The organism is Pseudoalteromonas sp. MMG033 (assembly GCF_057197785.1).
In genome coordinates, this window is the sequence record NZ_CM170070.1 from 4,645,175 (window position 1) to 4,657,741 (window position 12,567).

A 12,567-nucleotide genomic window follows, 5' to 3' on the forward strand; every position below is an offset into this window, starting at 1 on the left:
TATGGACCTGCAAAAGCAAAAGCAGCGACCAAAGCTACCTACGCAGTGGAGCACCAGTTACATTTCTTACTGGCAGCCGATGCAACCGGACGAGCACATTACATCGGGTTATTGCTGGTTTGACTATACCCGCAACGTGTGCAGAATCGACGGCCTTTTCAATCCATGGTCTGAAGAAAAAACAGGTCATAGATTGTGGATGTCTGAAATCATGTACCCTGCAACCAATGAGTCTTTCAAATCAAAAGTGGCATATAGCCGTGAGCACATGGATAAGCAGAGCACGTTTAAAGAACAAGTCTTAAATGACGAAGTTGACCCGTGCCACGAGTTAATTCTAATGCAAGATGTACTGGAATTATGTGATGCTCAGTTCCAAGGAACTTGCGAGGTTCTGGGGTTTGAGGCTGATATTTGGCATTTCCAACGCCCGAATGGCAAAGGCCCTGCCACATATTACTTCAAAGCAGATACCAATCAGCTATTGAGAATGGTCACAGGTGACCCTCAAAAAATGGCTTCCGTTCGAGATTTTCCTAATTTCAACACCCGTGAAATTGACCCAGAAATCTTCCAACACGTGCCATTAAAACAACCTGAGTAATGACCCAACTGCATTGGGAATGAGGCGTGCCGACCACATTTAATAGGTGGTCGGTCACATAATCATCCTTCAAATAATATTCAAACCAAACGCCTGTTTCACTCTCCCGAGTACTTGTTGTGACTTTTGATTTGCCTGCTCTGTGCCAGCCAATAATACAGCTCTCAGCTGCGCAGGATCCGTAATGTACTGTGCTCTTCTAGCCCTAATTGGGGTGATTAAATTCACTAAACAATCTGCCAATACACCTTTGAGTTTACTGTCTCCCAATCCGCCTCGACGATAATGCTCTTTAAGCGATGCTACATAGCTTTTATCTTCGTGAAACGCATCCAAATAAGTAAATACAACATTTCCCTCAACCTGACCCGGATCATCAACACGAATATGATTTGGATCTGTATACATAGCACGCACGGCTTTGACTATGTCATCATCAGTACTACCAAAGGTGATCACATTACCGAGAGATTTCGACATTTTGGATTTACCATCAACTCCAGGTAGTCGGGATACCTCACTCAATAACGGCTTGGCCTCGATTAAAACTTGCTTACCAGCAACATGGTTAAGCTTACGCACGATTTCATTGGTCAATTCAATCATAGGCAATTGATCCTCACCAACAGGTACCAATGTCGCGTCAAATGCAGTGATGTCAGCGGCTTGGCTTATAGGGTAATTTAAGAAGCCCGCCGGAATGGAAGCGCCAAAGTCTTTGCTAGCGATTTCTGCTTTAACTGTGGGGTTACGCTCTAATCGCGCAACACTGACGAGGTTGGCATAATACATAGCCAGTTCAGCCAATGCAGGTAATGCCGATTGCAAACAAATCGTCGTTTTAGTCGGGCAGATCCCCACAGCCAAATAATCAGCCATGACGTTGAAGATGTTGTCTGCAACTTTTTTAGGGTTGTGGCCATTATCAGTCAATCCCTGCATGTCAGCGATTAATATGGTTTGATTGTGCTGCTCTTGCAAAGATACACGATGCTGTAAGGAACCCACAAAGTGGCCTAAATGCAGTGGTCCGGTTGGTCTGTCACCAGTAAGAATGGTATGTGTCATAGCTGTCTCCTTGTTTATTTACTACCGAAAGAGACAGAGTTTATGTATCAACCTTCACCTTTCGGCAGCAGTTGAACACACGTATTCAAGCGCCGCTCTATTAAGAGCGCCACCAAGATAAATTGATAAGTAATTCAAAATTATAAGTATTCATAACGGGTTTAAGCTAACACAGGGAAAGCAATTCAGCAAGACTATTTTTTAAACTCAAATCTCCCACCTTCGTTACCTTTACTGCGATTCAAAAAGCTTCAAGCGAAACTGATTAACACAATAAAAATTCACAAGCGTGAAAAATATTCAACTCTTTTTAAAATCATGGGCAAAAACACAAAAAATAGAAACTATTTAGCCACTTACACATAAAAATCCTTATAAAATCCGTGCAAAAAAAACAAAAACACTCAACAACAAGAGAATACAAATATTTATCATTTGCATATAAATTCACAAAGAAGTAGCTTGGAAAGCCTGCTTAAAAAATGTGTAGCTCGTTTTCAAAGTTAATGACCAAGATGAGCACACCCGTTTTACTGAATTGGGTACACTATGAAACGATATTTATTTGATAAAGACCTCGATAAGTCTAGTTGTGGTGTCGGCTTTATTACTCACAAGCAGAGCTTAAAAACACATCAACTTATCCAACACGCACATCAGGCACTATGTATGATCCCACATAGAGGTGGTATGAATGCCGAAGGAATTGGCGATGGCGCTGGTGTAAATATTGATTTATCTCTCACATTTTTTAGAAAAGTGACCAAACAACCACATCTAGAATTAGGTGCGTTTGGCGTCGCTAACTTTTTTCTGCCCAATGACAGTACCAATCGTGAAGATGCACTGTCATTGATCAGCCGTGTTCTAACTGAACATAATCTAGAGATTATAACAACACGAGATGTTGCAACAGACAGCTCTGTACTCAACCCTGAAAGCCAAAAAGCACAGCTAGCTATAAGACAATTTGTTTTTTCAAGACCCGTTCATATCAGCAGCCAACCAGTCTTTGAGTCGCTAATACATCAAGCACTGGAAGAGATTGAGCTGCATGCATTTACCTCAGAGCACCTTCGTGGTTTATATCCGCTATCAATGAGCTCACAAACACAAGTATTAAAGGGTCGATTAAATAGCTGGGAAGTGATCCCCTATTTCAAAGATCTCAGTGATCCGGAACAGCAAGTTCACACGTTATTTTTCCATACTCGATTTTCAACCAATACTGCGCCTAACCCCATGTTTGCTCAGCCATTTAGACGTATGGCACACAATGGAGAGTTAAATACCGACAGGAAAAATAGACTCAGTGAAAACGCCATTGCTAAATATAAAAACAAGCGTTTGATATTCCCTGCTGGTCAATCTGATTCAGCAAGGCTTGACCAAACCCTTGCAAGACGCGTTATCGAAGACGACATGCCGATTGATGTAGCAGCACTGGCTATGATGCCACCGGCTTGGGAAAACGATGAGAGCTTATCTAAGCCGGTGCGCGCGATGCTTGAATACTTTTCACTATATGAAGAGAAAAACGACGGCCCAGCGGCCTTTATTTTTGGCGACGGCGTTAAAGTTGGCGCACGATTGGATAGACTCGGGTTGAGGCCACTTCGCAGCGTTGAAACCCATGACTATCTAGCAGTAATGAGTGAAGCTGGGCAAATTGACTTTCCCGATGAGGAGATTATTCGCAGAGGCCGTATTGAGGCTGGCGGCATGATTGTCTTTGACCATCAAAAAAAAGAGATAAAACTCACCGCACAAATCATGGAAGAACTCGCAGCTGAACACGATTACGCGGCGATGTTAAACAAAGCAAGACTCACACTGGCAGAGCTCCCCACTGTTAATCAAAGCGATGTCACTCACAATACTCAGCTCAACATAGCAGCACAACATGTTGCGTATAGCATGAACCAAGAAAGCTTTAAATTTATGCTTGATCCCATGTTGCAAGATGGCTCTGAAAAAATATCAGCAATGGGTTATGGCCTCGCGCCCAACGTACTTACTCGTGAAGAGGGGGGAGTATCACGTTACTTCAGTCAGCGTTTTGCGCAAGTGACTAACCCGCCACTGGACAGCATTCGCGAAGTCGATGGTATGACTTTACGTGTTGCACTAGGAGCAAAACCCAATATTAGCCCAACAAGTCACCGCCAAATTGTGCTCAATTCACCACTCTTAAAACCTCAAGATTTGGCGAAGGTCAGTGCCCAAACCGCACTCAAGGTGAGCACTTTGCCTATGCTGTTTAATGTTGACCCAGAGCATTCAGACCATCAACAACAATTACTTGATGCACTCAAGACTCTGGCTTGTCGCGCCGAGCAATTAGCTCAGGACGGCTGCGATATTATCATCTTGAGTGACCAAGAGGTTACCCATCAGCAGGCAGCTATTCCGGCACTGTTAGCTGTTGCGACCATTAACCAAAAGCTAATCGCCGAAGGGCTGCGTTTTAATACCAGTTTAGTCTGCCATACAGGTCAAGCCGCCAGCACCCATGACCTTGCTTGCCTACTTGGGTTTGGTGCATCCGCGGTGTGCCCTATTACTGTCTACAATCGCGCCGTTGAGCTATTCGAAAATGAACAAGCGGTACTCGATGCACTCGCTCGATATCAAAAAGCCGCAGAAAAAGCCTTGATGAAAACCATGGGTAAATTCGGTTTGTGTACCGTTGAGAGCTACATTGGCGGTGAATTTTTTGAAGCCAACTTCATAGATACTCATGACCCATTGCTCAAAGCCATTTTCCCGAATATTCACTCACCAGTTGGCGGAGCGCGCTTTAAAGACCTCGTAGAAAGTGCCGTAAGCTGGCATAAAAAAGTATTCGAAGTGCAAGCTGAAGATCAAATACCTGTGCTCGGTTTATTCAAAGAGCGTGCGCAAGGAGCCGGTCACAGTTTTGGTACAACTGCCGTACGTGAATACATCAATATGACAGAAGAGAAAATTCAATATATTGATGAATCACAGCTGGAGTCCACAGACACAGGCGTGATCTTGCCTGAGGACGATGGTTATAAAGACTTAGGCTTCGAAGCCAGAACGCCTGAGCAAATCGCTCAATTTAAGATAACACAAGCTTACAGGGAGTTTAGCCACAACTTACTGGTTGAACGCCATCATCGGCCTGCAGCACTGCGAGACGTGCTCGCCCTACCCTTAGACTTTACCCAACTTAACAGCACGCAAGCCTTCATTGATGCGCTCAAGTTGATTGAGATTTCAGGCTCCTTCCAAGTACATGTGAGAGGGTTAAATGTTGAACCCATCGCACAGCACAAATGGCTATTGAGCCACAGCGCCAATAATGTAGATACCAATAACTTTCTGGCTGAGGCACTCAATCAACTATTCAAAGCAGAAGTGTATGAAGTTCTGCCAGCCAATGACAAAATACTCATTGAAACACGAACTAACTCTACGCTTGATAAGTTGTGTAACAAATTAGTGAGCGGCGCAGATGAAATTTCTCTCACTGATGTGCAGCCCGCTCATGAAATCACGGCGACATTCGCCTCTGGCGCAATGAGTCATGGCGCCTTGGTAGAAAAGGCCCACGAGGCTGTTGCGCAAGGTACTAATATCGCAGGTGCGATGAGTAACTCAGGTGAAGGCGGTGAAAACTCGCGCCGCTACAATACGGTCAAAGCCAGTAAAATTAAGCAGTTTGCCTCAGGGCGCTTCGGTGTTTGGACTGGCTATCTTGCCGATCCTGCACTACAGGAAATCGAAATCAAAATTGGTCAAGGTGCAAAACCTGGCGAAGGCGGACAATTACCCGCGCCAAAAGTGAACGTAGTTATCGCCGCAGCAAGAGGGGGTACGCCAGGCGTCGAACTCGTCTCTCCTCCACCGCATCATGATACCTATTCAATCGAAGACTTAGGCCAGTTAATTCATGATGCAAAAGCCGCGCGCGTACGCGTGATTGTTAAGCTAGTGTCTTCTGAAGGAATTGGTACTATTGCTGTGGGTGTCGCCAAGGCTGGCGCAGATGTCATCAATGTCGCAGGTAATACCGGTGGCACGGGGGCTGCGCAAGTAACCAGTTTAAAACACACGGGGCGTGCTGCCGACATTGGCATTGCAGAAGTGCATCAAGCGCTGGCCGAAAATGGCCTACGCGACAAAATAACGCTTCGCTGCTCTAACGCACACCAAACTGGTAGTGACGTGGTGAAATCAGCGATGCTTGGAGGGGATTCCTTTGAATTTGGTACCACCGCCTTGATGATGCTCAAGTGTGTGATGGCCAAAAACTGTAATTTAAAATGTCCTGCAGGATTGACCACAAATCCAGAAGTGTATCGAGGCGACCCAAGAGCGCTTGCACAGTATTTTATGAATGTAGCCCACGAAGTCCGCGAAATTTTAGCCAGGATTGGTTATCGCTCTCTAGCTGAAGTTCGAGGACGTTCAGACCTTTTGCATTTGATATCTCACCCAGCCATGGTCGGTAAGCTGGATATGGCAGCAATGTTGAAGCCAGCCCAAGAAATAAAGATTACTACACCAATTTATTTAGAAGCTAACTTTGACATCGACAGTGCTTGGTTGCAGCAATTAAAAAGTGATTTTCTTAACACTAAGCTCACCCAGTTTGAAAGTGAACCTGTCAAGCTTAACAACTGCAACAAAACCGTAGGTGGTCAATTGGCCATCGATATTGAGCGTATTTTGAATTACCGCTTATCGGATGCTGACATTGAAAACCACCCCGCCATAATGCGCCTCGAAAATGGTCGTAAAACGCTCAAACCCAATAGCATTAAACTGCATACAACCGGTTCTGCGGGCCAAAGCTACGGTGCTTTTAATAACTCAGGTATGTGTCTGCAACATATAGGGACTTGTAATGATGGTGTCGGAAAAGGGGCTAGTGGCGGACAGATCGTCGTTACCAGTGCTAATAACTCTATAGAAGAAAATGTCCTCATAGGAAACTTTGCTTTATTTGGTGCGACGGGCGGACAGCTTTACGTTAACGGCCAAGCAGGTGATAGATTTGGTGTTAGGAACTCAGGAGCCGTTGCTGTGATTGAAGGTGTTGGCGACTTTTGCTGCGAATATATGACCAATGGTGCCATTGTGAATATTGGCGCATATGGCAAAGGCTTTGGTAACGGTATGAGCGGTGGCACCGCTTATCAATACGATCCGTCAGGACGAATAAGTGAACTCTGCTCCCAAGATTCAGTCACCGCTTTGCACCTAGGAGAAGACAATGCACTTTGCAAAGGGCAAGAACAAGCACTATTACAACATTTAACTGATCATGTTACAGCAACACGCTCCCTAAAAGTTCAGGCGCTTTTAGATGATTGGCAAACAACCAAACAACACTTTTATGTGCTTATTCCGAATGCGTTATTCCAGTATCACTGTGCGGATCGCATTGTGCAAACGCTCAATAGACGCGCCATGTTGGAAGAACTATCACAAGGCTGGGCTGAAAAGTCAGTTAAAACGATAAAGCATGCATATCAGGGCTATCACGACACCAATATCAGCTTATTTGATGGTGAACTCCCCGATTATGGGGACTGTGATACCGAGCTTGTTTATCGCTATATCAGCAGCGCAGGCATTTTGCATAGGGCAGATCAACTTGTACAAAAACAACATGCGCAAGGCTATACAGAGGTCAATGCACATTATTTGTTTGATACGTTAGATCACAAGCTCATCGATGCATTAGCTAAAGACGCCAAAGAAGCGCTTGCCAGTTATGACGACCAAGCACTTAGTTGCTTGCTGGCGCAAAAACGTGTGCAAGATTACAAAGATGCCCTCTCTCTTAGAGAGGTATGTGACTCACCAGCGATTGGGACAAGTGTGTGGATCATTCACAGAGACAAAGCGGTGCAACAAGCCTTGCTTGAATATCGCAGTTTAAATGAATTACTCGCCACACATTATTGCCATGTACTTTCAGAAGCCGTCAGACACGCTGCGTAAGTAGGAGAAGATTATGGAACACATTAAAAGCAACAAAAAAGTCCCGTTTTTACCACAGGATATCCCATTTAACGACGATCAAAGACAATGGCTAGGCGGCTTTTTAGCAGGTCTGCATACACGTTTGCTGGTCAAAGAAGAGCATGTATCAACCACCAGCGCGCCGCAACAGCAGGTTAAACCCATCACCATTATTTATGGTTCTCAAACAGGGAACGCCGAGGGCGTTGCCGAAGAAGCAGCTGAAATAGCCAAAAATCACGGTCTTTCTCCTGTGGTGCTTGATATGGATGATGCTGAATTGACTCAGCTCAGCCAAGCTGAACGGCTACTGGTTATTACCAGTACATATGGTGAAGGCGAGATGCCTGATAACGCGCAGGCACTGTGGGATGATATATCTAGTGACACAGCGCCTCGCTTCGACAACACCTATTTCTCTGTGCTGGCTCTTGGTGATACTAATTACGATGATTTTTGCCTTGCTGGTATTCAATGGGATGAGCGCCTTGAAGCGCTTGGCGCAACACGCATCGCAGACAGAGTCGATTGCGATGTGGCCTTTGAGTCGCCCGCGCAAGAGTGGATTGCTGAAACCTTGCCGACCATTGCACAAAAAGGCAGTAACGGGCAAAGTGAAGTTATTCCTACTAGTGCGCCTGTGGCCACTAAAAAAGCCAAACCCAAATTCACACGAGACAACCCATTTGAAGCCGAATTGGTCAACGCGTATACACTGAATAAGCCGGGCTCTGGTAAAGAGACATGCCACTACGAGTTTTCTTTACTTGATTCAAAGGAAGTGTATGACGCAGGGGATGCCATTAATTTGATCCCTGTTAATCGTGCAGATTTGGTTGAAGAAATCATCGCATTACTTGGGGCGCGCCCTGAGCAGCAAGAGCAGCACGATGGCCATACGCTGGCACTGCAAACTATTTTTAGTGAACATTTAGAAATCAGAATACCAAGTAAAGAGTTTGTCGCTGAAGTGGCTGTTCGTAGTGGTGATGCTCAATTTATCGCTAAACTAGAAGAAGATGCTCAAGCCTTAAATGATTTTATCTGGGGTCTAGATTGTGTTGATCTACTAAGAAATTATGCGCCCAATGCATTCACCGCAAGCGACTTTATCCGTTTATCTAAACCACTTGCGCCAAGAGCTTATTCAATCTCATCGAGTATCAAAAAACATGAAAATCAAGTGCATTTAACCATTGCCAGCGTCCGTTATGAGCAAGAAAACCGCGCCCATAATGGAGTCTGTTCCACCTTTTTGGCCGACGTCTGTAAGCCCGGCGATAAGGTGAAATGCTACTTTGCGCCAAACAAGCACTTTTCAGTACCCGAAGATCACTCAGCGCCGATCATCATGGTCGGTCCGGGAACCGGTATTGCGCCATTTAGGGGCTTTTTAGAAGAACGCGCGGCCACTGAAGCTTCTGGTGACAACTGGTTGTTTTTTGGCGATAGACAAAAATCATGTGACTTTTTATACCAAGAAGAGCTAGAACAAATGCAGCAAAGTGGATTGCTTACTCGTTTAGATTTAGCATTCTCTCGAGACCAGCCGCAAAAAGTCTATGTACAAGACAAAATGCAAGAACAAGGCGCAGAGCTCTTTAGCTGGTTAGAACGTGGTGCTTATTTTTATGTGTGTGGTGATGCATTCAGAATGGCCAAAGACGTCGATAAGGCCTTGCATGATGTCATTGCCAAGCACGGTAGTTTTGATGAAGCAGAGGCGCAAGCATATGTCGCAAGCCTTAAAAAACAAAAACGTTATGTGCGAGACGTGTACTAAGGTTTGATAAATCAATGCGAAGAGGTTGCTAAGCAACCTCTCAATACGTCGCTTCTTTATTTTTGAGCGCAGTAAAGTCTCGCTTTATTGAAACACATTTTTGAGCTGTATCCCGCAGCCCAATTTCTGTCCGACTTTGAAGAATCACCACCAATATTAGGTGCATATTCACCAGGACCTACTCTACAAGTCCAAGCAGAATCTGCTTCAGTCCATACACTCGCACTCACTTGACTCAAAGACTCATCAAGGTTAATTGGATGAAGAATAGAGCTATATAACTTTAAATCACTTCCTTGGTTTACAACTTTAGTGCCATCTAGTAAATAATACGCCGCAGAAGTGGCAATCGGAGAAGCCGCATTTGAAATATTCCACGCAGTATATACACCACTTGGTACATTTGGCGAAGCGTCCGCAGCAGTCTGACAATACTCATCTGCTTTACCATTACCATAAACATTGAAGCCACTATACTCTTGGCTAGTTACAAATATCGCTTTGCCTGACTCTGGCACTTTAATTGTATCACCAGCGTGAACATCTCCTTTTAGCAACAGTACCCAACGCGAATCGTCACTAGGAGTTAAATTACTGTCATTCGCATTAATACTAACCTTCGCTAGATACAAATCTCCAGAACTGCTCTCTCTAACAACCTGACCACTGCTGTAACTGTTACTTGATGACCATACTAAGCTCGCAGTATCAATACTTAAACCACCAACATAATCTTGTGCAGAAGCGCCAGATGCAGATAAAAGTAAAGCGATAGCCGACAGTGTTTTTCTGAGTTTCATACATATTCCTTTTATGTATAGTTGAATAATCAAGGCGACTATAACACAAATAAAATGACTAAAATAATATCAAAAACAAAAAATCGGAATATTAATATTCTAATATCCCGATAATTTATAATAAAAATTTAATCTAGTATTATTAATTAAATGCGATTATCTTGTTCTCATTTTTGACCAGATAAGCCATACATATCTGCAGTAAACAGGCCAATTCCCTGCTCTCTTAAATCACTGCCTGATGAGTAAGGCTGCTTGGTTTGATAAAGGTAGACTTCACTGCCGTTTTGCTGGGCTCGGGCTGCAAATTGCTCAGGCCATCCCCATAAAATCTTACCAAACTGCTCTGGGATAACGAGGGTTGTATTACTACACGAACCCGGGTAATAGCGCGACCAACCAATAAAAATGTACTTCACAAGACAGCGTTTACCGACCTCTTTTGAGTAAGTCATTTGCTCAGGGAATTGCTCAACAATCTCCTCTGATATACTTTGAATACCCATAAAGCTAATACGGCTGCGTTGCTCAGTAGTCAACTTACTTAAATGACTTGCCAAGACTTCTATTGACTCTGGGCCTGCGGTTTTCACATTAAGTAAAAACGATTTTTCAGGGAATTGTGTCAGTACTTCAGTTAATGACGGAATGAGGCCAACCCCTTTGCCTCTAAGTGGGTATACTTCCTCTTCACCGACACTGTAACCATAGCCTGCATCTAAGGTTTTTAAGTATTCCATAGTTTGCTTTGAGGTCACCCCTTCGCCATTGGTTCGGCAACCTAGGGTCCAATCATGAAAAATAGCCAGCTCTTTATCTGCTGTCGCATGTACGTTCAGGTGCACAGTATCTGCCCCCAATTCAAATGCTTTCTCAATTGCGGGGAGCGTATTTTCGATAAATGGATGTTCAATAGACGTCAACCTGCTTGCTGTACAAGTTTCGTTAGTCACACCTCTGTAGTCAGTAGGTTGTACTAATCCTTTGTAAGAGATAACCTTTCCGGGGTTTTGTAGCTCAAGATCAGGTTGTCTTGCAGCTAAAATAATGAGTATTAAAATGGATAAACGTACAGCCCAATGTTTCATGAATTCCTCAAAAATAAACCTTTAAGCCTCGCATTTTAGCAAAGTTAGTAGGCTTAAGGAATTATCTAACCTCTAATCACAGCGCTATGGTCGCTGGTTACTACCTAAATATATCGTCATTTGCTTTATTTTTATTCATCTTAATGATATTACTGAATTTTACTTAAAAGCATGTCCGCCGCGCTTATTATTTAGACTGTTTCTTATAACAATGACAATACAAAGAAACACGATTTACAGCACCTTAGTGATACTCATTTTGCTGTTACTAATGATTACTAACTTATTTAGTAATCAAACCAACAAAGACGTCTCCAATGTGTTAAAAATTTCGGATGCGCTCACTATTTATCACACCAAATCAGGCAATAACTTAGCTAATTTGCACTCTTTAAAAACACTGACTGAACTTCATCCCGAGCTACTCAGTAGCGTACCATTAGACAAATGGGGCTCGCCATTTGAATACCGCTATTTAACACACTCTCCGCTGACGTTTATGATTTATAGCTCAGGGTCAATAAAGCAAAATAATACGTTCACTTTCTACTTATTTCGTGAAGAAAATAATCAGTTCATCATGGCCAAAGTTGAAAGTTAATACATAATAATGAGCATATTTACATGCTTTTAAATCGCTAAAAGTGACGCTTACGTTCAAAACAGGAGCATGTGGTGATGGCTTGCCCGCCCTTTAGCATAATAAGCCTGAAAGCAACAATACGATAGAAGCTATTTGGCGAAACTCGAGTTTGACTTGTCGGCAGCGGCTAAGAAGATCAATAGCCAATCGTACTCAAAATTACTTCACTTGCGGCAACAAAGGGATAATATTACTGCCATAGTATGAAAACACGACTTTTAAGTGCTTATCTAAGCGCTTTAGTTCTGCACGGCAAATATGTTTAAACTTTAAATTTGCTGAGCCCCTGCTTGAATTTAAAACCAAATTGCGTCTAAACCACATACGTAATTGTGCAGTATGTAACGGATCGTGGCCACTTAAGCACACTGATATAAATTTACGCCCAGCTTCAATGTAATCTGTAAGGTTATCTATATTAGCGGGGCTATGCTTGAGTATCATTGCTTTTACTGCAAATTCCGCACTGGCAGACTCATATGCTTGTTCAAATGCATCTTTAGCAATTACCTGATGATAGTTCATAACCCAACATAACTTAGCTTTTGATACTGATAATAATAATCAATATCAAAAACTCT

The 12,567-nt window shown here is 43.4% G+C and carries 8 protein-coding genes; 4 read left to right on the forward strand and 4 right to left on the reverse strand.

Features of this window, described 5'->3' with window-relative positions; genetic code table 11:
* The first annotated feature begins 1 nt into the window (after window position 1).
* On the forward strand, window positions 2–604 hold the full coding sequence (vioE, locus tag AC2CZC_RS20185) for a violacein biosynthesis enzyme VioE (protein ID WP_484583152.1): 603 nt from the start codon (window positions 2–4) through the stop codon (window positions 602–604).
* 69 nt (window positions 605–673) lie between these two features.
* On the opposite strand, the gene trpS is transcribed toward vioE, so the two are convergent.
* Window positions 674–1,672, reverse strand: a complete 999-nt coding sequence (gene trpS, locus AC2CZC_RS20190; protein ID WP_484583153.1) for a tryptophan--tRNA ligase — start codon at window positions 1,670–1,672, stop codon at window positions 674–676.
* 549 nt (window positions 1,673–2,221) lie between these two features.
* On the opposite strand from trpS, the gene AC2CZC_RS20195 reads away from it, so the two are divergent.
* Entirely contained in the window at window positions 2,222–7,651 is a 5,430-nt protein-coding gene (locus tag AC2CZC_RS20195; RefSeq protein ID WP_484583154.1) for a glutamate synthase-related protein, read from the forward strand.
* A 13-nt stretch (window positions 7,652–7,664) separates the two neighbouring features.
* Window positions 7,665–9,455, forward strand: a complete 1,791-nt coding sequence (locus tag AC2CZC_RS20200; protein ID WP_484583155.1) for a sulfite reductase subunit alpha — start codon at window positions 7,665–7,667, stop codon at window positions 9,453–9,455.
* A gap of 56 nt (window positions 9,456–9,511) precedes the next feature.
* Here AC2CZC_RS20200 and AC2CZC_RS20205 read toward each other — a convergent pair whose 3' ends face one another.
* Both AC2CZC_RS20205 and AC2CZC_RS20210 read right to left on the reverse strand, forming a co-directional pair.
* Window positions 9,512–10,255 carry a hypothetical protein gene (locus tag AC2CZC_RS20205; protein ID WP_484583156.1) on the reverse strand — a complete coding sequence of 248 codons (744 nt, stop codon included), beginning with the start codon at window positions 10,253–10,255 and terminating at the stop codon, window positions 9,512–9,514.
* Between the two features lie 167 nt (window positions 10,256–10,422).
* Window positions 10,423–11,343, reverse strand: a complete 921-nt coding sequence (locus tag AC2CZC_RS20210; protein WP_484583157.1) for a glycerophosphodiester phosphodiesterase family protein — start codon at window positions 11,341–11,343, stop codon at window positions 10,423–10,425.
* Window positions 11,344–11,614: 271 nt separating this feature from the next.
* Here AC2CZC_RS20210 and AC2CZC_RS20215 point away from each other — a divergent pair, with 271 nt between their 5' ends.
* Window positions 11,615–11,944: a hypothetical protein gene (locus AC2CZC_RS20215; RefSeq protein WP_484583158.1), complete on the forward strand. Its 330-nt coding sequence runs from the start codon at window positions 11,615–11,617 to the stop codon at window positions 11,942–11,944.
* Window positions 11,945–12,145: 201 nt separating this feature from the next.
* Here AC2CZC_RS20215 and AC2CZC_RS20220 read toward each other — a convergent pair whose 3' ends face one another.
* Window positions 12,146–12,511 carry a hypothetical protein gene (locus tag AC2CZC_RS20220; RefSeq protein WP_484583159.1) on the reverse strand — a complete coding sequence of 122 codons (366 nt, stop codon included), beginning with the start codon at window positions 12,509–12,511 and terminating at the stop codon, window positions 12,146–12,148.
* Window positions 12,512–12,567: the final 56 nt, after the last annotated feature.

What these genes read in the sequence shown, in the direction of transcription:
- vioE (WP_484583152.1), top strand. Translation starts at nt 2, where the DNA reads ATGGACCTGCAAAAGCAAAAGCAGCGACCAAAGCTACCTACGCAGTGG.
- trpS (WP_484583153.1), bottom strand. Translation starts at nt 1,672, where the DNA reads ATGACACATACCATTCTTACTGGTGACAGACCAACCGGACCACTGCAT.
- AC2CZC_RS20195 (WP_484583154.1), top strand. Translation starts at nt 2,222, where the DNA reads ATGAAACGATATTTATTTGATAAAGACCTCGATAAGTCTAGTTGTGGT.
- AC2CZC_RS20200 (WP_484583155.1), top strand. Translation starts at nt 7,665, where the DNA reads ATGGAACACATTAAAAGCAACAAAAAAGTCCCGTTTTTACCACAGGAT.
- AC2CZC_RS20205 (WP_484583156.1), bottom strand. Translation starts at nt 10,255, where the DNA reads ATGAAACTCAGAAAAACACTGTCGGCTATCGCTTTACTTTTATCTGCA.
- AC2CZC_RS20210 (WP_484583157.1), bottom strand. Translation starts at nt 11,343, where the DNA reads ATGAAACATTGGGCTGTACGTTTATCCATTTTAATACTCATTATTTTA.
- AC2CZC_RS20215 (WP_484583158.1), top strand. Translation starts at nt 11,615, where the DNA reads ATGATTACTAACTTATTTAGTAATCAAACCAACAAAGACGTCTCCAAT.
- AC2CZC_RS20220 (WP_484583159.1), bottom strand. Translation starts at nt 12,511, where the DNA reads ATGAACTATCATCAGGTAATTGCTAAAGATGCATTTGAACAAGCATAT.